Genomic DNA, 20,119 nt, shown 5'->3' with positions numbered 1-20,119 from the left:
TCACCGTCTTATTTGAACATTTGGGTAAATTTCTTCGTCACCGCGTCGCCGTTCGCGTCCATCCACGTCCAATCGATCTTCATCTGCGCGATTTGATCGGCGCTCGCGCGGTCCTTCGCTTTCACGTCCTTGCGACCCGGCAGCAGGTAGGTGTCCGCCACCATCTTCTGCGCTTCGTCGGACAGCAAGTAATCGATGAACGCTTTCGCGTTATCCTGGTTTTTGCTCGACTTCAGAATCGCTGCCGGGCGGGGGCTGATAACTGTACCGCTGGCCGGATACACCATATCGACCGGCTCGCCCTTCGCCTTCGCTTGGTACGTCATGTAGTCGACGCCTGCCGCTACGATGCTTTTCGCTCCGGTGATGACCGGATCAAGCGCCTCTTGGTTTGCACCCGCCAGAGCGACGCCGTTTTTCTTGTATTGCTCGAACAGGTCCCAGCCGCCGTCGCCTTTAGTGCTCAGATAGCCGGTGATGAAATCCAGCGCGGAGCCGGACAGCGCCGGATCGGGGATGTTCACCTTGCCCTTCCACTCGTCCTTGGCGAGATCGCTCCATTCCTGCGGCGGCGTCTTCACCTGCTTCGTGTTATACACGATGCCGAGCGCGGAGGCGCTGTAGCCGAAGAAATGACCGTCCTTGTCGGACCAATCCGGGACCAGCTTGTCGGCGTTGGCCGCGTTTTTGTATTCCAGGGTGAGCCCGCTCTTTTTGAGCCCTTGGGCCGACGGCAGAGAAGCCAGCACGACGACGTCGACGACCGGGTTCGCCTTCTCGGCTTCCATCCGGGCCAAAATTTTGCCCGTCGTCCCCTGGAACATTTCCACCTTTACGCCGGTCTTCGCTTCGTACCCTTTCTGAATGCTTTCAGCCAGCTCCTTCGGACCGGCACTGTAGACGACCAGCTTGCCCCCGAGCTTCTTGTCCTCTTTCTTGTCATCCGGCTTGGCGGCCGCCTGCTCCGTCTTCGGCGCGGTCGCTGCGCCCGTGCTCGCGGACTTGTCCGCAGCCGTCGTTCCGCATCCGGCGATACCGAAGCCCATCACAGCCGTCAGCAGCAGCAAAGCCCCGTTTTTCAAACCCTTCCCCATGCTCATCCGTCGTTCCTCCTCGTACTATTCGCTAATATGGTGAATATGCTGCGGCGATACGTACACCGTCACGTGTTCTCCCGCCTGCAAGCGGGCGGAATGATAAGCCGTCCATTGACCTATAACCCCCATGTCCAGCCCGATTTCGTAGCGGTCCCCGACATAGCTGACGCTGCGGATCGTGCCCGGATAAGCCGTAGCCACGCCTTCCTCCGGCTCCGACCAGCGGACATGCTCCGGACGAAGCAGGCTGCGGTCCGGCACCAACCAGTTCGACTTGCCGATGAAGCGGGCGACGAACGGATGGGCCGGCGTGCGGTAAATGTCCTCGGGCGTGCCCTGCTGCAAAATGCGGCCCTCCTGCATGACGACGATCTCGTCGGACATCGACATGGCCTCCGTCTGATCGTGCGTCACGTACAGCGCCGTCAGCCCGATATCCCGCACCAGACTCATCAGCTCCAGCCGCATTTCGTCGCGCAGCACGGCGTCCAGGGCGCTGAGGGGCTCGTCGAACAGCACCAGCTGCGGCCTCAGCGCGACGGCCCGGGCGAACGCCACGCGCTGCTGCTGCCCGCCCGACAACTGGTGCGGGTACCGCTTCTCCATCCCTTGCAGCCGCACCTGCGCTATCGCTTCCTCCACCCGCTGCTTAAGCTCTTTCGTTTGTCCGGTGGCGCGCAGGCCGAAGGCGACATTTTCGAACACGGTCATATGCGGCCACAAGGCGAAATCCTGAAAGACCATGCCAAAATGCCGCTTATGCGCCGGCAGATCGATCCGTCTCTCGGCCGAAAACAAGCATTCGTTGCCGAGAAGAATTTCTCCCCGGTCCGGCCGCTCCAGTCCGGCGATCATCCGCAGCAGCGTCGTCTTCCCGCAGCCCGATGGCCCGAGCAGCGTCGTAAACCGCCCCTTTCTGATGACCAGATCCGTCCGGCGCAGCGCCTGCATCACTCCGAACGATTTTTCCAACCCCCGTATGACCACATCCATGCTGCAACCCATCCTATCTTGCAATCTAGCTTTAGTGTACATGGCAAAATGCAGAAGTTTGTCAGCGGGACGTAAAGATTATGTTAATTAATTCAATGCATACTATTCATTTGCATAGATTTTTTCTATACTGTGGGAAAATGCGGAGCCGAACAAGGAGAGTGGGCACATTGAATTTCAGTCTGCTGAAGCTGGAAATCGTGGAGCTGTTGGACAAGCACAAAAAAATTACCGCCGTCGCCGAGCAGCTCGGGCTCAAGCAGCCGACGGTAACCTTCCACATGAAGAGCATGGAGCAGGAGCTCGGGGTGCAGCTTTTCGAGACGCGCGCGGGCAAAACGGTTCTGACCGAGGCCGGCCGGTCGCTCTACCACTACGCGGTCAAAATCAACGCGCTGGCGCAGGAAGCGGGGCGGGTCGTGAAAGAGTTCGACGAGCTGGGCCGCGGCACGCTGAAGATCGGCGCCAGCTACGTGCCGGGAACCTACCTGCTTCCGAAGGTGCTGAGCGGCTTCGTCAAGGCGTACCCGCGAATCACCTTGTCCTTGCAGGTCAAGACGGCTCCTGTCATCCGGGAGCTGCTGCGCAATCACGAGATCGATCTCGGTATCCTCTCCACCGAGCCGTTCCAATCGGCACCATTGATCGCCGAAACGGTGTGCGAGGACGAGCTGGTCGTCGTCTTCGCGCCGCATCACCGGTTGGCCACCTACCCGCAATTATATCCCGATCAGCTCGCCGAGGCGCCTTTTCTGCTCCACGGACCGGAGTCCAGCACGCGGCAAATGACCGACCGGTGGGCGCAGAGCAACCGCGTCCAGTTGAAAGCGCATATGGAGCTGGATTCGCTGGAAGCGATCAAGCAGGTCGTCATGCAGGGGGAGAGTGTGTCGTTCGTTTCACGGCAGGCCGTGCAGCGGGAAGTGGAGCGCGGGGAGCTCGAATTTCGCCCGATTCCGCAAAATCCGTTCAAACGTTATGTCTACTGCGCATACAATGCGGACCGGCGGCAGTCCGCCGTCATGGAGCGGTTCATCGATTTTCTGCGGCAAGAAGCCCGGTAAATCTAGTATTTATACCAATTTCCAAATTTTTCTTTACAAAAACAACATATCTGCTTAACATCTAGATAACAAACGATCATTACAGTCTAGCGTGTAAGCCTATTCCAAAACATGAAGGAGTTGTCGATGATGAACAAACGATCCAAATGGATTGGGGCGCTGTCCGCGGTCGTCCTGACCACCGCTTTGACGGTATCGTCCGTCTTCCCTGCCGCGTCTGCCAAAGCTGCAAGCAACCTGGTGCCGGATTACGAGGTGAAGCTGCTCATGCCTGCTAACGCCGTGCTGGGTTCGGACGACAAGCTGAAGAGCGAGGTCCGCAGCGCGTTCGGCATGCCGGACAAGGTGACGAAAATGAACGTGCAGTTTCTGGATACGGACGGCAAAGACATTTACAGCAACGGCTGGAGTCCCCGCATTCGGAAGAAGGAAGGCGACAGCAAGTTCGAGCTGAGCTACAAGAAGCGCTATCCGATCGTCAACGGCAACATCGACGCGGCGCTGACGAAGGCTAATCAGGAAGGGTTCGACGCATCGGACACCAACTACGAGGCGCAGGTGGAATGGGGCTACCAGAACAAGACGCTCAGCATCACACGCTCCAAAGACGTCAAAAAATCCGGCTACAGCGGCGTAGATCTGCCCTCGGTCAAAGATTCCCGCCAGCTGCTGATCGATAACGCCCCAGGCAAATTCGACAAGTGGCTGTACGCCGGCTGGGGCACCGAGAAGCTGCAAAAATCCCGCATCTACGGCCCGGTTCTGGCCAAGCGGTATACCGGCACCTATAGCGGCCTGAAAACGTACATCGAAGTATGGCCGATCCGCAGCGCAAACGGCTCCGGTACGGAGAACGTAGTCGAAATTTCGTTCAAGACGGACGACCGGGACACCGCCTCGCAGAAGCATGACGAGCTGGTGACTTATCTGCAAAGCAAAGGCTGGTTCCTGGCCCAGGATTCGCTGAAAACGCAGCTGATTATGGACCGCTACTAAGCCTGCGCGAGCCAGGCGGATAAGCAAGCTTTTGCGCATGTCGCATAGAATACCAAAGGAGCTGTATCCCGTCTGCAACCTTCACGGCTGCAAGGGACCAGCTCCTTTTTTTCGCAAGATGATGATGCGCATCGCCGTTCACGAATGCCGACCGGGCTTACTTCCGCTCGTCCAACCACCCTACGAACAGCGCATAGTCCTCCTCAACCTGATGCGCGTACGCGATCGCCCAATGCGCGATATAGTCGCAGAACGCGTCCGTGTCCGGTCCGATCGCGCGCTGAATCTCTTCTTCGCTGTGGTACGACATCAGCCCGTGCTTCATGTCCGCATCCGCCCGCGCATGAAGCTTCGCCGTAATCCGGCCCATGCAGTCCAGCACGGACAGCAGGTCTTCCTTCTCCGTCAGTTTGTCCGCCTTCAGCCGCTTCTTGTAAGGCGACCGCTCCCTAACGTAAAAATGCCGCCCGTCCATCGTCAAGAAGCCGAGAAACGGATCCGCCTCGTGATGCATCGCCTGCTGCGTCACGATAACCCGCTTGCCCTGATGGCCGAAATACGTCCAAAATGCCTCGTTATACGGCATAAAATAAGCCGGCACCGGCGCGCGCACTTCCTTGACCTCGATCACGATATCGTCCAGCGCCTGCTCGCCGCCTTCGCCCTCGACGAGCACATAGAAGCGGTCCAGCCCGATGGAGGCCGTGCCCGAGCCGTGCTTCACCGCCACGTCCTTAATCACGTAATAGCCGTCGGAACGCTTCGTCTTCCACTCCAGCGATTCCAGATACTGCGGCCAGCTCTCCTCCAGCATGCGGCGCTCCTGCGGCGTCGGCGGCACAATCTCGTCCGATTTGGCAAACCGCCTCGCCGTCCTCGTCAGCGTTGTTACGCCTTCCAGAAACTGCGACGCGAGCCGCTTCTCCGTCTTTTTCAGCAGCTTGCGGATCGGCCCGTCCGTGCGGTCTTTGTCGAAGACGAGCGTCCGCGGATCGTCCTTCCGCCGGGCAAAGCGCCGGATCTGGTTCGCATACGCGTCCAAGTAAGCGGTGATCGCTTCCTTCTGTCCATCGGCGTCAATATCCTTCGTCCGGCACACAAGCGCTACGCTGACCGACATCCGCAGCAGATCATACAGGTAGGAGCCCAGATACCCCTCGTCAAAATCGTTCACGTCGTACACGATCCGCCCCTCTTCGCTGCGGAACGCCCCGAAATTCTCGAAATGCAGATCCCCTTGAATCCACGTCGGCCGCTCCGGCGAGCTGTGGTACGGAAACCACTCCCGGCTGACGTCAAAATAAAACAAGTACGCAGTCCCCCGGAAGAACGAAAACGGGCTTCCCGCCATCTTGGCGTATTTCTGCAGCCGTTTGGCCTCGGGCAGTGCCATAATCTGCCCATCGAACTCGTCCAACACACTGCTCAGCAGCTCCTTGCGCAGCCTTTTCTGCGTGAGCCGGACACGTTCCGTTAGCTGCTCCGAATTCATGCGCGGTTCCCCCCTTTTGCAGCGATAAGCAAAGTATTTTTCTCATGGTAGCTTACGCGCCGACAGCGTGTCAATTCAAGTACGAACCGGCTCTCTCCGGCTTCGGACTCCCTATCTGCAAGTCTCCGGGGACGGACTGGAAAATTAGGGATTGACGCCATCCTTGAAAACGATTACTATAGGCGTATAAAAATATAAACGTTTATAATTTTAAAGCTTCGGTGCAATCCGCAATTCCCCCTCGTTTCAACAACATCCTAGTTTAACCGGCAAAACTTTTCAGAAAATCATTAAGAAAAAGTCAATTTTATGTTGCGCAGAACCGGACGAGCGGCTTTGCACCGGCCGGCAGGGGGCGTGCCTTAATTCAACAAAAATATAAACGTTTATACTTTAAGGAGGGATTGCCCATGCGGCAGGGGGCACGCAGACGGGAGACCAAATATTTTTACCTGTTCATTTCGCCGTGGCTGATCGGAGCGGCGATATTCACACTGTACCCGATTCTGTATTCGCTCTACATCAGCTTCACGGAATACAACATCACCAGCGCGCCGAAGTGGGTCGGCCTGCAGAACTACACCAAGATGTTTCAGGACGATCTGTTCTGGCGCGGAGTGAAAACGACGGTGCTGTTCACAATATTCAGCGTACCGCTGCAGCTTCTGCTGTCGCTGTTTCTGGCGCTGCTGGTCAATCAGAAAATTCCGTTCAAGCGGTTTTTCCGGACAGCGATTTATTTTCCCAGCATGATCTCGGGCGTCGCGATGTCGCTCGTCTGGCTGTGGGTGTTCAACTCCAAGATCGGCATGTTTAACTGGGCGCTCGGGCTGCTCGGCATCGACGGCCCCAAGTGGCTTGAAGACAGCAACTGGGCGCTGGCCGCCATGGTCATCATGACGATGTGGAGCGCCGGGGCCGGCATGGTCATCTTCCTCGCCGGTCTGCAGGGCGTGCCCCCGATTCTGTACGAGGCCGCCAAGATCGACGGCGTCACCCGGTGGCAGTCGCTCTGGCGCATCACGCTGCCGATGATTTCGCCCGTCGTGCTGTTCCAGCTCATCATGGGCATTATCGATTCGTTCCAGGTGTTTACGCAGGCGTTCGTCATGACCAAGGGCGGGCCGCATTACGCCACCCAGTTTTACGTGTACTACCTGTGGCAGAACGGCTTTAAGTTTTTCAAGATGGGCTACGCTTCGGCCATGGCCTGGCTGCTGCTCATCGTGATCATGCTCATGACGTTCCTGATCATGAGGGTATCCCGGAAGCTTGTTCATTATGAAGGAGGCGGCGGCGTATGAGTACGGCAACCGTAACGCAGAAGCGTTCGATTCGGCAAACGGGCGGCAAACGCAAAACGACCCCGTTCGAGTGGCTGGTCTTTCTGCTGCTGATCGTCATCGCGGTCATCATGATTTTCCCGACGCTCAACATGTTCTCGACCGCGTTCAAGTCGCAGGCGGAAGTGCTCAAATTCCCGCCCAGACTCATCCCGGAGCAGTTCGCCTGGGGCAACTTCAAGAACCTGTTCACCCAATACCAGTACGGCCTGTGGTACAAAAACAGCCTGCTGATCGCCTTCTTCAGCGTCATCGGGACCGTGCTTTCGTCGTCCCTCGTCGCATTCGGGTTCGCGCGCTATAACGCCCGGGGGAAAAACGTGCTGTTCCTGTTTCTGCTCAGCACGATGATGATTCCGTATCCGGCCCTGATGATTCCGCAGTTCATTTTGTTCAAAAATCTCGGGTGGATGGACTCGATTCTACCGATTACCGTCCCTGCTTTTTTCGGCTCCGCCTATAACATCTTCCTCATCCGGCAGTTCTTCACTTCGTTATCGAACGAACTGTACGACGCGGCCAAAATCGACGGCTGCTCCGAGTGGCGCCAGTGGTGGAACATCGCGCTGCCGCTCTCCGGTCCCGTGCTGGCGACCGTCGCGATCTTCGCCTTCATGTACAGCTGGAACGATCTGCTCGGGCAGGTGCTGTACCTGAACTCGTCCGAGCATTTCACCCTGACGATCGGCATGACCGCGATGTATTCGTCCGCCACCCGGCTGGTGCCGTGGAACCTTGTCATGCTGTCGGCCGTTCTGGCTCTCGTTCCGATCCTGGTTTTATTCTCCGTCGCACAAAAATATTTCGTAGAAAGCATCGTGCTGACCGGAGTGAAATGAATAACCCGTCTGCGGGGTCACCAAATGAAGGAGTGAGGAAAGATGAAAAGAAACAAGACGGCTTGTCTCGGCGCGATTCTGCTGACAGGCGCAGTACTGCTGCCGGCTTGCGCAAGCGACACGAAAGATGGCGGGTCCAAGGGGGACTCCACGGTCACGATCACGCAGTTCGTTCCCGATCTTCCGGATAAAACCTTTGTCGAGAAGCTCGTTCCGGAATTCGAGGCGAAGCACCCGAACATCAAGGTCAAGATCATGAAGACGCCTTACGAGGAATTCGATTCGAAGCTGCAAGCGATGATTGCCGCCGGCACGGCTCCCGACATCACCTCGCATTGGGGCGAAGGCGGCTTCATCGAGTATTACGACAAGGGCTTGCTGCGCGACCTGACCGACCTGATGAAAGAGGACAACTTCAAAGCGTCCGACTACGGCATTCCCGACAACCTGATGGACATCTACAAAATCGACGGCAAAAACTACGGCATCCCGGTTTACAGCTACGTGACGATGCTCCTCTACAACAAGGACATGTTCGATAAAGCAGGCGTTCCGTACCCGCCGTCTGACTACGAAGACAAGTCATGGACGTTCGACAAAATGGTCGAAACCGCCAAGAAGCTGAGCAAGCCGAGCGACGATTTTGAGAAAGTGGAGTTCGGCATGGACTGGGTCTGGGGCGAGAAGGATATGCGTCCGGTGTATTTCGGAGCCAAAGTCTACTCCGATGATACGTGGACGAACGGCGGCCATGCGACGTCCTTCCACTTCAATTCGCCGGAGGTCGTCAAAGTCAACCAGCGCTTGTCCGACCTGATCCTGAAGGACAAGGTGATGCCGTCGCCGGAATTCACCAAGGCCGTCGCCGGGCAGGGCGGCGATCCGTTCGCCACCGGGCGCATAGGGATGTCTGTCGCCGGGGCCTGGATTCTCGCCTCGGTCAAGGATTACAGCTTCAAGGTCGGCGTGGCCGCCGTCCCGTACAGCGGCAGCGACAAGAACCGCAACGTGCTGTATGTCGACCCGCTTCTCATCCTGAAGGATTCCAAGCATCCGAAGGAAGCGTACGAATGGATCAAATTCCAGCTCGGCAAGGACATCCAGGAAAAGTCGATCGAGCTGAGCGGCGGCACGCCTCCGGCCAATCAGCAGGCGGCGGAAAAGTATTTTAGTCTCTACAGCCCGGCGATCGACGCCAAAGATATGAAGAACGTCGTCGAAGGCGGCCTGAAATACGGCGTCGAATCGTATAATCATTTGATTACCCACTACTCCGAGATTTTGAACATCGTCAAGAACGAGTTGGATCTTGTGGACAACGGGCAAAAAACCGTGGCCGAAGTCAGCCCGCAGTTGGAGAAAAAGGTGAACGACCTGCTGAAGGAGAAAAACGCCGACAAAGCCAAAAAGTAAGCGCTCAAGCCTTCTGACCCTGCCGCGCCACAACTCCCCTTGCACCCCGGCCTCTCCTTGCGGAGGGGCCATTCGGAGCTATGGTATACTATTGCTTATAAGAATGAATACCGATCCGGGAGTTTGATCTAATCATGAAAAAAGTAAGCATATGGGACGTCGTAAAAAAATCGGGACTGTCACTTGTGACCGTGTCGAAGGTGCTTAACAATTCGCCCACTGTTCGGGAGAGCAACCGTCAGAAGGTGCTGCAGGCCATTCAGGAGCTGGATTACCGGCCTAATGCCGCCGCCCGCAATCTGGCGCGGGGGTCGACGGGACTAATCGGCCTGACGCTGATCACCCTGCAGGATTCAGTGTTCGACGGCATCGTGCATGCCGTGAACGAAGCCTTGGAGGAGAACGGTTATTTTTTGGCGCTGAACGTGTGCTCCTCTCCGAACGGCGGTTTGAAGCCGACCAACTTTTTGTTTCAGGAAGACCGGGTCGACGGCATCATCGTGCTGTCACCCATGGAAGAAGAGCAGTATGTGCTGGAGCTCAAACGGAAGAAAATCCCGTTTGTTATTATCGATAATCAAATTGAAAAAACAAATGCCACTACGGTGAATGTGGACAACTATACAGGCGGCTACGAGGCGACCAAGCATTTGATCAGCCTGGGACATACGCGCATCGCGCACGTGAGCGGGCCGGAGCTGTTTCTCAGCGCCAGGGAGCGCAGACGCGGATTCGAAGCGGCCATGGCCGAAGCGGGACTGACGCCGCTGGCCGTGGCCTGCACCGAATTCAACATCCGCAGCGGCTTCGACGTCGCCAAGGAATGGCTGCACAGCGGGAACGTGCCGACGGCCGTTTTTGCCGGAGAAGACGGCCTTGCGCTCGGCGTCATGGATGCGTTCCGGGACGAAGGGTACCGCATTCCGCGCGACCTTTCCATCGTCGGGTATGACGACCAAGTGTTCGCCGCCGATATTCATCCGCGTCTGACGACCGTCAGACAGCCGATGGAGCAGATGGGTCAGCAGGCCGTCCGCCTGCTGCTCAAGCTGATCGACGGCTCCATGAAACGGAACACTTCAGTCTGCTTGAAGCCGGAACTGATCGTGAGAGAATCCACGTCACCTTATTCCCCCTCACCGTAGCTGGCTCTATAGGATGGGAGTGGAGTACATTGAAATACTACTTGGGGATGGATGCCGGCGGCAGCAAAACGTATGCCGTCATTACCGACGAAACGGGCCGGCTGGTCGCAGCCGGCAAAGGCGGCCCCGGCAACCATCAGATTGACCGCGATACGGCCGCGCAGAGCATCCGCCGAGCCGTCGCTCAAGCGCTCGGCCAAGCCGGCCTGCGCGAGCAGGATATTGCCGCGGCCTGCTTCGGGCTGGCAGGCGCCGACCGTGAAGCCGACTTCCGCATCCTGCGGCCGATGATCGCCGAGCTGGGGCTGCCAGTCACCGACATCGTCTGCGACACCGTCATCGCCCTGCGCGCCGGCACATCGAAGCCGTACGGCGTCGTGGCGATTTGCGGCAGCGGCACGAACTGCGTCGGCGTCTCCCCTGCGGGCGAGATGTACCAATGCGGCGGCTTCGGCTATCCGTACGGCGATTTCGGCGGCGGCGGGGACTTAGCAGCGGAAGCGTTCCGCGCAGTCATCCGGGCATGGGAAGGCCGCGAGGAAGAGACGCTGCTGACCGCTTTGGTCACGAAGGAGCTCGACTACCCTTCAGTCGAACATATGTTCCATTATTTTCTCGACCATGCGCTGCCTGTCCCCCTTGAACTCACGCCACTGCTGTTCGAAGCCGCCGCCCAGGGAGACCGTGTGGCGGCCCGCATCCTCCGCGTCCAGGGAACGGAGCTCGGGCTGGCGGCCCGGGCGGTGATCCGGCGTCTGGGGATGCAGAGGGAGACCTTTGATCTGGTGCTTGCGGGCAGTGTGCTGACCCGGGGTGACGGGCAATTCATTCATCCGTATATCGTAGAACTGGTGCAGCCGGAGGCGCCGGGCTGCCGGCTTCAGGTGCTGGATGTCGAGCCGGTGGTCGGGGCGATCTTGCTGGCCATGGAAAAAGACGGCACGACGGTCTCCGAGCCGGTGCAGGAGCAAGTCCGACGCATATCCGATTTGAAGGGAGTGCTTGCAGGTGGCTGAAGCCAAAGGACTGAAAGTCGTCGTGATCGGCGGCGGGTCGTCGTACACGCCGGAGCTGATCGAAGGTTTTATCGTGCACCATGACCGTTTTCCCGTCACGGAGCTGTGGCTGGTCGACATCCCGGAAGGGGAGCACAAGCTGCGCATCGTCGGACAGTTGGCGCAGCGCATGGTGGAGAAATCGCAGCTGCCGATCACGGTCCGCTTGACGACCAATCGCCGGGAAGCGCTGGCGGGCGCCGATTTCGTCACGACGCAGCTGCGTGTCGGTCTGCTGGAAGCGCGCATCCGGGACGAGACGATTCCGCTGCGCTACGGCATGATCGGCCAGGAAACGACCGGTCCGGGCGGCATGATGAAGGCGCTGCGCACGATTCCCGTGCTGCTGGATATCGCCAAGGACATGGAGGAGCTGTGCCCGGACGCCTGGATGCTGAACTTCACGAATCCGGCGGGGATGGTGACGGAAGCGATCCTCAACCATTCGAAGATTCGGGCCGTCGGCATCTGCAATTCGCCGATCGGGGTGTACAAATGGCTGACCGGCCTCTACGAGGTGCCGATGGAGCGCATCTACGCCGAATTCGTCGGCTTGAATCACCTGCACTGGGTCACGCAGGTGCGGATCGACGGCGAATCGAAGCTGGAGGAGCTGCTGGCGAACCGCGACGGCTATTCAGCCAAAAATGTTCCGCAGTACGAATGGAACGCTTCGTTCATCCGTTCGCTCGGCGCCATTCCGACCTATTATTTGAAGTATTTTTATTTGACCGAAGAGATGCTGGCCGACCAAGTCGAATCGTCCGCCCGGGAAGGCACCCGCGCCGAAGTGGTGAAGCGGCTGGAAGACGAATTGTTCGAGCTGTACAAGGACCCTGAGCTGGCCGAGAAACCGAAGCAGCTCGAGAAGCGCGGAGGCGCGTACTACTCGGAGGCCGCCGTCAAGCTGATGACGTCGCTGTACAACGATACGCGCGACATCCAGACGCTGAACGTCCGCAATCAGGGCATTCTCGACTTCCTGCCGGCGGACGCCTGCATCGAGGTCAACTGCGTCGTCACGAAGCAGGGGCCGATTCCGCTGCCGGTTTCGGTCGTACCGGAAGCCGCCAAGGGCTTGATCCATGCGGTCAAAACGTACGAGCGCCTGGCGATCGCCGCCGCCGTCTCGGGCGACCGCGGACTTGCGCTGCAAGCGCTGGCCCACCATCCGCTCGTGACCTCGGTCAACAAAGCGGAGCCGATGCTGGACGAGATGCTGGAGCAGAACAAAGCGTTTTTGCCGCGGTTTTTCGCCGCGCAGACCGTATAAGCCGTTCTAATGCTTAAAACCTTAAAATAGACTTACAGCAAGCCGGCATCGGTCGCCGAACCGATAGCCGGCTTGTTCCGCGTCGAGGCAAAAAAATCCATGTTTCAACCCGGCCGGAAACGGGTAATGGCAAGCAAGCGTCCGCTCACCCCAGACTACCGGCAGTCCTCCGTCCGCAAAATCCAATTAGACGAAGGTGGTGTTTCTAATGGTAATGGGAGGTTTATTGTTCCTGTTGATTGTCCTTGCCGCGATGTACCTGCTATACAGCCGCTCCGCGCAGTGGAAGACGGTGATGGCCGCTTCCGGGCACGAAGCCCGCGGCCTTCAAGCGAGGCACGCCTTCTTACGGTCGAAGCAGGTGAAATGCCGGGTGAAATCCGATACCGATGCGGCTCTGAGCGCGATCCAGACGGCGGCCGAAGCCGTCGATCTCCATCACCCCGAAAGCTTGAAGCTTGATGTACACGCCAAAGATTTACACAAAGCCGAAGCGCTGCTGCTGCAGTATGAGGAGAAGCAGTCGGCGGCCTCGGCTCTGCTCTAATCTGATATCCTCACCAGAAATCCCCTGCGACCGGCGGCCTCTCGCCCGGACACAGGGGATTTGCCGTCCTGCGGACCTTTTGCCGCCATGAAGGTTAAGGTTCGCCGCCAAAGGTCAGGTTGTCGAAGCGGAACGGACTGGCCGCGTATTTGAAGCTGAGCCGGAAGCCTGAGCTTTCGATGGAGACGGAGCGCAGATGAGGGGTCGCGACAATGCTGCGAACCACCCGGTCCAGCAGCGCTCGGTTGCCGCTGCGGATCGCCCGGACGACGATGCAGGCGAACGGCCGGTTGTTGACGATTTCTTGATAGAGCGGCAAAATCGCCTTGGCGATGGCGCGGTGAACCTTGGTGTTAAAATAAAACTGCGTCATCCCCGGACGAATCGTGGTGGCGTTCGAGTACAGCACAATCGGCTTCGGCGCGTCGAAATCGACGAAGTAGCCGATGCCGTTCGTGGACAACGACGCATATCTCCGCTCGGGTAAGCCGACTTGCCGAAACAGCCGGATCAGCGTATCCAGATCCGCGCGGCGCACGCCCCGGGTCCACGCCGAGGCATAAGCGGGGTCCGAAGCAATCCTCCGATAAAACGGAATCATGGCGGCCAGCGTCTTCCGCAGCACCGGTACCGTTACGAGACGGTTCGTTTCTTTTCCATGGTTCGTGTTCACAATGAATCGCTCCTTTCTATGCAATTCCCCCTTCTTTCCACCTTATGTTCTCTTGGCCGCAAGGTGCGGATTTTACGCCGTCTCTTGCAAAAGAGAGAAAAATCCCTCCCATTTTCATAGATACCGCCCAAGATTCGGATGGAAAACGCGTAAAAGTCCGTCAAGTAAGGGCTTTCTTCAAAGAATCGTACGGAAAACCATTTATAATTGCCCTCCATTTTGTGTATTATAGAGAGTAATAGATTTTGACAGCTAATTTGTGAGAAAGGTTGATCCCATTGGACACGACGAAACCGGCTTCTGCATCATCCTCCAATTACATCAAAAATATCGTGATCGAAGATTTGAACACAGGTAAAGTGAATACCATCGTCACCCGCTTTCCGCCGGAGCCGAACGGCTACCTGCATATCGGGCACGCGAAATCGATCTGCCTGAATTTCGAGCTTGCCGACGAATTCAGCGGACGTACGCATTTGCGTTTTGACGACACGAACCCGGTGAAGGAAGACGAGGAATTTGTACGCTCGATTCAGGAAGACATCACGTGGCTCGGCTTCGAGTGGGAGCAGCTGTATTTTGCTTCGGACTTTTTCGATGAAATGTACGAGCGCGCCGTGCGCTTGATCCGCAAGGGCAAAGCCTACGTATGCGATCTGACGGCCGAGCAAATCCGCGAAACGCGGGGTACCCTGACCGAGCCCGGCCAAGACAGCCCGTACCGCGACCGCAGCGTGGAGGAAAATCTCGACCTGTTCGAGCGGATGCGCAAAGGCGAGTATGCCAACGGCGAGAAGGTGCTGCGCGCCAAAATCGACATGGCCTCGCCGAACATCAACCTGCGGGACCCGGTACTGTACCGGATTTCCCATACGCATCACCATAATACCGGCGACAAGTGGTGCATTTATCCGATGTACGACTATGCTCATCCGCTGGAGGACGCGATCGAAGGCATCACGCATTCCATCTGTACGATGGAGTTCGCCGACCACCGTCCGCTGTACGATTGGGTCGTGCAGGAGTGCGAGATGGAGAACGTGCCGCGGCAGTACGAATTCAACCGGCTCAGCCTGACCAATACGGTGATGAGCAAGCGGAAGCTGAAGCTGCTCGTGGACGAGAACGTCGTCGACGGCTGGGACGATCCGCGGATGCCTACGATCTCCGGTCTGCGCCGCAAGGGCTATACTCCGGAAGCGATCCGTACGTTCTGCCGCGAGGTCGGCGTAGTGAAGACGAACAACAGTATCGTCGACGAGAAGATGCTGGAGCATTTCATCCGCGAGGACCTCAAATTGAAGGCGCCGCGCACGATGGCCGTGCTGCAGCCGCTGAAGGTGGTCATCACGAACTACCCAGAAGGGCAAGTGGAGATGCTGGATGCGGAGAACAATCCCGAGAACGAAGCGATGGGACATCGTCAAATTCCGTTCTCGCGGGAAATTTATATCGAGCGGGACGACTTTATGGAGGAGCCGATTAAAGGCTACTTCCGCCTGTTCCCCGGCAATGAAGTGCGTCTGAAGCACGCCTACTTCATCAAATGCGAGAACGTGATCAAGGACGCGGACGGCAACGTCACGGAGCTGCACTGCACGTACGATCCGGAAACGAAGAGCGGCAGCGGCTTTACCGGCCGCAAGGTCAAGGGGACGATTCACTGGGTGGAAGCGACGCAAGCCGTCCCGACGGAATTCCGCCTGTACGAGCCACTCATTCTCGATGAGCAAGCGGAAGAAGGCGAATCGTTCCTCGACAATATTAATCCGAAGTCGCTCGAAGCGGTGCAAGGCTTCGTCGAAAACAATATGCGGGACGCGAAGCCTCAGGATAAGTTCCAGTTTTTCCGCCACGGCTACTTCAACGTCGATCCGAAGCATTCGACGGAAGGCCGCCCGGTGTTCAACCGGATCGTGTCGCTGAAGAGCTCGTTTGACCCAAAAAAATAACGCACGCTCAAAGAAGCCTTTTCGCCGGATGGTTCATCCGCTGGGAAAGGCTTCTTTTTTCACTTTCCTCCCAGGGCGCCGCGCTAGGACCGTGGGGCGTACAGCATGACGGCGACCCCGGCCAGACATAGGCTCATCCCGAGCCAGTCGTAGACGTCCGGAGCTTTCTTGTCGATGCCCCAGCCCCACAGAACCGACAAGACGACGAAGACGCCGCCGTAAGCCGCATACACCCGCCCGAAGCTCGGAAAGCTTTGCAACGTCGGAATAATCCCGTACACGACAAGAATCAGCGCGCCGACGAGGCCGTAACCGATCGCTCTTCCTTCCCGGAGCCATAACCAGACAAGGTACCCTCCGCCGATCTCGGCCAGCCCCGCGAGAATAAATAAGATGACGGCCTGCACTATAATAACCTTCCTCTCCTCGTTCATTCTCTGGTTCTTGTTCTTTTCCATTCTAACCGCCGCATCCCCCCTATGTATACCGATTCACCAGCGGGCAGGTATAAAAAAAGATCCCGTAAAAACTCGGGATCTTCAAGGGGCCACGCTATTAGGCCCACCAGGAACGAAGAACGATTACAAGCAGAATGAAGAGAACGAGAATGACACCTGTGCTAGTAAACCCGCCGCAGCCGCCAAAGCCGCCACCGCAACCGCCAAAGCCACCAAAACCACCCATTGTTCGGTCCCTCCTTTCGTTTACATGGTATATCCTATGGCCTTGCCCTATGGCATGTTTGGACTATGCGGCAAAAAGTGTGCTTTTCCCAGTCCATTTTACTCGTACCATCAGGTCATCGGCATGGCAGTTTTTGCGACTATTCCGGAAGGAAGCGATTAGACCGAAGCGCCCGGTTCCAAATAAAAGGCGACACCCCCTTCTTCATTCGCGGCCCGGGCCATATAGCCGTGGTTGACGGCGATTTGCTTGACAATGGCAAGGCCTAAGCCGAACTGCCCGTCTCCTCCGGTCTGGAACGGCTCGAACAAGCTTTGCGTCGTCTCCTCATCGAGCGGCGGCCCGTCGTTCCATAGGCGAACGATGGGAGCTCCAGCTCCCCCCGGCTTCACTTCAAGCCGGATACTAGTTTGCGCATACCGCAGCTGGTTATCGGTCAGATTCTCCAGCGCGACTCCCCACTGCTCCCGGTCGCCGGTGAGCATGACCGCATCCGGGACGCTGACCTCCCAAGCAATGTCTGCGCGGCGGTAGCGCAGCCTCTCCACGGTATCGTCCAGCAACGCTTTCAGATCGAAGGGCTGATGCGGCTTCTCCCGGGACGTAAAATAATTCAGCTTGTTCAAATAAAGCAGGTCGCGGATCCGTTTCTCCAGCCGCTCCGATTCCTTCATAATGACGTCCACGCTGCCGGCCAGCGTTTTCCGCGGAAAGACGCCGTCCATAATGGACTGGGCATAGCTGCGGATCACCATGACGGGCGTCTTGAGCTCATGCGAGATGTTATGGAGGAAAAACTGCTGCGTTTTGTCCTGCCTTACAAGCTGCTGACGCATCGTCTCGATGGCCGATCCCAAACGCCCGATTTCATCCTTGCTGACCGTCTCCAGCGGCTCGTGCCAATCGCGTCTGGCAAGCCGTCCGACATGCCGCTCCATCTGCACAAGCGGGCGCGTCAAATATTGGGCCAGCCCCAGACACGGGAGCCAGCTCAGTACGATCAGCGCTGCCATGAGCAGCGCCAGCCGACCGAACATCGCCATCACCAGATCGTTGCGGTAACTGCTCGTGGTGTAGGATACCATGAAGCCGGGGCCGCCTTGAATCTCTTGTATTCGGATGACATAAAAGACCAGCTTGCCCTCGATATTGCTCATATACTTTTGTACGGGAGCCTGTTGCAGCCGGGCATCCTGCGCCATAGTTCGCACGAGAGGATCGGCCGAGGTCAAAGCGCCGTTCATTTCGAATAACGATATATTCCCTTTCGTACTCAGCATCAAATGTTGAACGGACGGACCATTCGGCGGCGGCAAAAAGGGCTCCGTTTTCTTGATAGCTCCCTCTGCTTTGAGCTTATCGTCCTCGATTGTCATTCTGGCAGCGGCCTCTTTCAGCGAGGCCGTCTGCTTGCGATAATCGTCCAGCAGCTTCGGAAGCAATCCGCGGATCGCTTCCGCGTCCTCCGCTCGGATCGCTTGCGTATCTCCCGCTTCGACATCTTGCGCGTACGTCTCCAAAAGCTTCATCTTATCCGAAAGCTCCGATTCTTTCCCCCCGTTGATCCCGTTATCCGGATGCTTACCGATTAAAGTCGGGGTCACTCCAGCCGCAGCGCTTTCTTTAAAATCAATTTTGCCGTTCTGAGGAGAGTCCTTCTTATTGAAGCTGCGCTGTAGCTCGTCCTTGAACTTGGTGCGTTCCTGAGTCGCTTTCGCCATGTCGTTTTCCGCCAGCTCGCGCTCCCCAAACGCCTGTTTCCACATCTCCTCGCTTTCAGGAGCAACCCGCTTGATCATCTCCCGGAAGCCCGCCATCCCCATAATGGCAGAAGCCGATATGTCGGAAGGACGAAAAGGAGGCGGGGAGGACGCATACATTTGAGACTGGTCAAGTAAGGAATCGTACAGCTGTTCCGTAAAAAAATCTTTCAACGTCCATGGCAGCAGCACAGCCAGCAGCGAGAAACTGCCGATCGTCAAGGCAGTAAAGATCCCCCATAATTTGACGGCAAGAGGCCAATGCTTCACGCTTTCACCAGCCTGTACCCGTATCCGTATACGGTCTCCAGCCTCAGCTGCGGCAGCTTTCGCCTCAACCGCCGAACCAGATCGTCCACAACGCGGTCGGACCCGTAATAATCGCTGCCCCAAACGCCCGCCAGCACCTGCTCGCGATCAAGCAGTTGGCCGGCATGCCGGCCAAAATAAACAATCAGATCGAACTCCTTGGAGGTGAGGTCCACGGCCTTTCCTTTCTCCGTCCTCACCGTTCGCCCACCTTCATCAACGATATAGGGCGGCACGAGCAGCTGCGCGCGGCCGCGGGCCTCCGCCCCCGCGTCTTGCCTTCCGTCCCCGTATACGCGCTCCAGCAGTTTGCGCGTACGGATGACCAGCTCCCGCGGGAGAAACGGCTTGGCCATATAATCGTCGCTGCCCAGCTCCAGCCCAATGACCCTATCGATATCGGCGTCCCTCGCGGAAATGAAAATAACCGGCAGCCGCGGCTGATCCGCCTTGATCTCGCGAAGCAACTGGTAACCGTCGATACCAGGCAGCATAATGTCGAGGATCCACAGGTCCGGCCGTTCCCCTATCGCTTGACGAGCCTCCCCGCCATTCAGAAACGAACGCACCTGCCAACCCTCGCTTTCAAGATAAGCGGAAAGCACCCCGTTCAAATGTTCTTCGTCCTCCACCAAAAAAATACGGTACATCCGAATCCTCTCCTGTATCTGTCCCAGCATGTTTGCGCCAAAGGAAAAAGGCGTCTTCGGCCTGACTGTGCCCGAAAAGAACGCCTTTTATAAAATATGATTACGTACCGCTTTTTACAGACCCGCTTTGATCTTGCCATCCTCCGCTTTCATTCTTGCGGCCTCTTCTTTGATTGCGGTTGTCTGCTTGCGGTAATCGTTCAGCAGCTTCGGCAGCAGCCCGCGAATCGCTTCCGTATCGCCTGCTTCGACCGCTTTCGCGTATGCCTCCGCCCGCTTCGACTCTTCGGACTGCTCCGGTCTTTTATCGATTATACCATCCATACCCTCTATAGCGACAGCGATGCCTTCTACAATCTTGCCGTCTACTATCGGCCTTCCGTTTGAATAACGATCTGCGGGTTTACCGTCTATAAACAGTTGCTTTTTGCCCGTAGCGGAGTTTTCTTTATATTCGACATTGGGCGCTTTAGGGGCGGTCTCCGGTTTATAATTGCGCGACAGCTCGTCCTTAAACTTGATGCGTGCCTGAGTCGCTTCCGTCATGTCATTTTCCGCCTGCTTGCGCTCTTCGACCGCTTTTTTCCACTCCTCTGCGCTCTCCGGTATGTAGATCTTCGCCAGCAGTCTCATATAAGCGCCGTTGCCGGGATTCATAACCCCCGAATGGACGCCAGGCGGTACCTCCTTCGCCTGCTCGGCCGCCGCTGCCGTACCCATCGCTCCAAAAGCCGTTGCCAGCAGTAGCGTGCCGATCGTACCCATCTTCAATATGTTTTTCATTGTCCTGCACTCCTTCGTTGATCTGAATTTGATTTTCGCAGGAGAATGCCC

19 protein-coding genes are annotated in these 20,119 nt (G+C 57.3%); 10 read left to right on the top strand and 9 right to left on the bottom strand.

The window, feature by feature from the left end:
• Positions 1-8: 8 nt before the first annotated feature.
• Positions 9-1,100: an ABC transporter substrate-binding protein gene (locus QMG93_RS04755; protein WP_281933964.1), complete on the bottom strand. Its 1,092-nt coding sequence runs from the start codon at positions 1,098-1,100 to the stop codon at positions 9-11.
• A gap of 18 nt (positions 1,101-1,118) precedes the next feature.
• On the bottom strand, positions 1,119-2,090 hold the full coding sequence (locus QMG93_RS04750) for an ABC transporter ATP-binding protein (RefSeq protein WP_281933962.1): 972 nt from the start codon (positions 2,088-2,090) through the stop codon (positions 1,119-1,121).
• A 170-nt stretch (positions 2,091-2,260) separates the two neighbouring features.
• On the opposite strand from QMG93_RS04750, the gene QMG93_RS04745 reads away from it, so the two are divergent.
• Both QMG93_RS04745 and QMG93_RS04740 read left to right on the top strand, forming a co-directional pair.
• Positions 2,261-3,154: a LysR family transcriptional regulator gene (locus QMG93_RS04745; RefSeq protein ID WP_281933960.1), complete on the top strand. Its 894-nt coding sequence runs from the start codon at positions 2,261-2,263 to the stop codon at positions 3,152-3,154.
• Positions 3,155-3,280: 126 nt separating this feature from the next.
• A complete protein-coding gene (locus QMG93_RS04740; RefSeq protein WP_281933959.1) occupies positions 3,281-4,150 on the top strand; it encodes a hypothetical protein in 870 nt (289 codons plus the stop codon).
• Between the two features lie 157 nt (positions 4,151-4,307).
• On the opposite strand, the gene QMG93_RS04735 is transcribed toward QMG93_RS04740, so the two are convergent.
• Positions 4,308-5,642 carry a DUF2252 domain-containing protein gene (locus QMG93_RS04735; RefSeq protein ID WP_281933958.1) on the bottom strand — a complete coding sequence of 445 codons (1,335 nt, stop codon included), beginning with the start codon at positions 5,640-5,642 and terminating at the stop codon, positions 4,308-4,310.
• Between the two features lie 410 nt (positions 5,643-6,052).
• On the opposite strand from QMG93_RS04735, the gene QMG93_RS04730 reads away from it, so the two are divergent.
• The 7 genes from QMG93_RS04730 (at position 6,053) to QMG93_RS04700 (ending at position 13,257) form a co-directional block, all read left to right on the top strand.
• A complete protein-coding gene (locus QMG93_RS04730; protein ID WP_281933956.1) occupies positions 6,053-6,946 on the top strand; it encodes a carbohydrate ABC transporter permease in 894 nt (297 codons plus the stop codon).
• Entirely contained in the window at positions 6,943-7,824 is an 882-nt protein-coding gene (locus QMG93_RS04725; protein WP_281933954.1) for a carbohydrate ABC transporter permease, read from the top strand. Before QMG93_RS04730 ends, QMG93_RS04725 begins: the two co-directional genes overlap by 4 nt.
• A gap of 42 nt (positions 7,825-7,866) precedes the next feature.
• Entirely contained in the window at positions 7,867-9,237 is a 1,371-nt protein-coding gene (locus QMG93_RS04720) for an ABC transporter substrate-binding protein (protein ID WP_281933952.1), read from the top strand.
• A 134-nt stretch (positions 9,238-9,371) separates the two neighbouring features.
• On the top strand, positions 9,372-10,382 hold the full coding sequence (locus QMG93_RS04715) for a LacI family DNA-binding transcriptional regulator (protein ID WP_281933950.1): 1,011 nt from the start codon (positions 9,372-9,374) through the stop codon (positions 10,380-10,382).
• Positions 10,383-10,411: 29 nt separating this feature from the next.
• Positions 10,412-11,398: an N-acetylglucosamine kinase gene (locus QMG93_RS04710; protein WP_281933948.1), complete on the top strand. Its 987-nt coding sequence runs from the start codon at positions 10,412-10,414 to the stop codon at positions 11,396-11,398.
• A complete protein-coding gene (locus tag QMG93_RS04705; protein ID WP_216798151.1) occupies positions 11,391-12,710 on the top strand; it encodes a 6-phospho-beta-glucosidase in 1,320 nt (439 codons plus the stop codon). Before QMG93_RS04710 ends, QMG93_RS04705 begins: the two co-directional genes overlap by 8 nt.
• Before the next feature lie 208 nt (positions 12,711-12,918).
• The gene (locus QMG93_RS04700) at positions 12,919-13,257 is read left to right on the top strand and encodes a hypothetical protein (protein WP_281933943.1); all 339 of its coding nucleotides are present in this window, start codon (positions 12,919-12,921) and stop codon (positions 13,255-13,257) included.
• A 94-nt stretch (positions 13,258-13,351) separates the two neighbouring features.
• On the opposite strand, the gene QMG93_RS04695 is transcribed toward QMG93_RS04700, so the two are convergent.
• Positions 13,352-13,930, bottom strand: coding sequence for a hypothetical protein (locus QMG93_RS04695; RefSeq protein WP_281933941.1), 579 nt, complete (start codon positions 13,928-13,930; stop codon positions 13,352-13,354).
• A 278-nt stretch (positions 13,931-14,208) separates the two neighbouring features.
• Between QMG93_RS04695 and QMG93_RS04690 the strand changes: the two genes are divergently transcribed.
• Positions 14,209-15,882, top strand: coding sequence for a glutamine--tRNA ligase/YqeY domain fusion protein (locus QMG93_RS04690; protein WP_281933939.1), 1,674 nt, complete (start codon positions 14,209-14,211; stop codon positions 15,880-15,882).
• Positions 15,883-15,965: 83 nt separating this feature from the next.
• Here the strand turns inward: QMG93_RS04690 and QMG93_RS04685 are convergent, their stop codons facing one another.
• From QMG93_RS04685 to QMG93_RS04665, 5 genes are all read right to left on the bottom strand, one after another.
• Complete coding sequence (locus tag QMG93_RS04685; RefSeq protein ID WP_413789268.1) at positions 15,966-16,316, bottom strand: YnfA family protein; 351 nt, start codon at positions 16,314-16,316, stop codon at positions 15,966-15,968.
• 121 nt (positions 16,317-16,437) lie between these two features.
• Entirely contained in the window at positions 16,438-16,566 is a 129-nt protein-coding gene (locus tag QMG93_RS04680) for a sporulation protein YjcZ (protein ID WP_281933937.1), read from the bottom strand.
• A gap of 158 nt (positions 16,567-16,724) precedes the next feature.
• Positions 16,725-18,596: a sensor histidine kinase gene (locus QMG93_RS04675; protein ID WP_281933935.1), complete on the bottom strand. Its 1,872-nt coding sequence runs from the start codon at positions 18,594-18,596 to the stop codon at positions 16,725-16,727.
• Positions 18,593-19,285, bottom strand: a complete 693-nt coding sequence (locus QMG93_RS04670; protein ID WP_281933934.1) for a response regulator transcription factor — start codon at positions 19,283-19,285, stop codon at positions 18,593-18,595. The genes QMG93_RS04675 and QMG93_RS04670 overlap by 4 nt, the downstream gene beginning before the upstream one ends.
• 114 nt (positions 19,286-19,399) lie before the next feature.
• Complete coding sequence (locus QMG93_RS04665) at positions 19,400-20,068, bottom strand: hypothetical protein (RefSeq protein ID WP_281933932.1); 669 nt, start codon at positions 20,066-20,068, stop codon at positions 19,400-19,402.
• Positions 20,069-20,119 lie beyond the last annotated feature (51 nt).

It is taken from the genome of Paenibacillus tyrphae, from assembly GCF_027925525.1.
Taxonomy (GTDB): Bacteria; Bacillota; Bacilli; order Paenibacillales; family NBRC-103111; genus Paenibacillus_G; species Paenibacillus_G tyrfis_B.
The sequence above is the reverse complement of the archived record's forward strand: the minus strand, read 5'-3'. Positions and strand labels throughout refer to the sequence as shown.

What these genes read in the sequence shown, in the direction of transcription:
- QMG93_RS04755 (WP_281933964.1), bottom strand. Translation starts at nt 1,100, where the DNA reads ATGAGCATGGGGAAGGGTTTGAAAAACGGGGCTTTGCTGCTGCTGACG.
- QMG93_RS04750 (WP_281933962.1), bottom strand. Translation starts at nt 2,090, where the DNA reads ATGGATGTGGTCATACGGGGGTTGGAAAAATCGTTCGGAGTGATGCAG.
- QMG93_RS04740 (WP_281933959.1), top strand. Translation starts at nt 3,281, where the DNA reads ATGATGAACAAACGATCCAAATGGATTGGGGCGCTGTCCGCGGTCGTC.
- QMG93_RS04735 (WP_281933958.1), bottom strand. Translation starts at nt 5,642, where the DNA reads ATGAATTCGGAGCAGCTAACGGAACGTGTCCGGCTCACGCAGAAAAGG.
- QMG93_RS04730 (WP_281933956.1), top strand. Translation starts at nt 6,053, where the DNA reads ATGCGGCAGGGGGCACGCAGACGGGAGACCAAATATTTTTACCTGTTC.
- QMG93_RS04725 (WP_281933954.1), top strand. Translation starts at nt 6,943, where the DNA reads ATGAGTACGGCAACCGTAACGCAGAAGCGTTCGATTCGGCAAACGGGC.
- QMG93_RS04720 (WP_281933952.1), top strand. Translation starts at nt 7,867, where the DNA reads ATGAAAAGAAACAAGACGGCTTGTCTCGGCGCGATTCTGCTGACAGGC.
- QMG93_RS04715 (WP_281933950.1), top strand. Translation starts at nt 9,372, where the DNA reads ATGAAAAAAGTAAGCATATGGGACGTCGTAAAAAAATCGGGACTGTCA.
- QMG93_RS04700 (WP_281933943.1), top strand. Translation starts at nt 12,919, where the DNA reads ATGGTAATGGGAGGTTTATTGTTCCTGTTGATTGTCCTTGCCGCGATG.
- QMG93_RS04685 (WP_413789268.1), bottom strand. Translation starts at nt 16,316, where the DNA reads ATGAACGAGGAGAGGAAGGTTATTATAGTGCAGGCCGTCATCTTATTT.
- QMG93_RS04680 (WP_281933937.1), bottom strand. Translation starts at nt 16,566, where the DNA reads ATGGGTGGTTTTGGTGGCTTTGGCGGTTGCGGTGGCGGCTTTGGCGGC.
- QMG93_RS04670 (WP_281933934.1), bottom strand. Translation starts at nt 19,285, where the DNA reads ATGTACCGTATTTTTTTGGTGGAGGACGAAGAACATTTGAACGGGGTG.
- QMG93_RS04665 (WP_281933932.1), bottom strand. Translation starts at nt 20,068, where the DNA reads ATGAAAAACATATTGAAGATGGGTACGATCGGCACGCTACTGCTGGCA.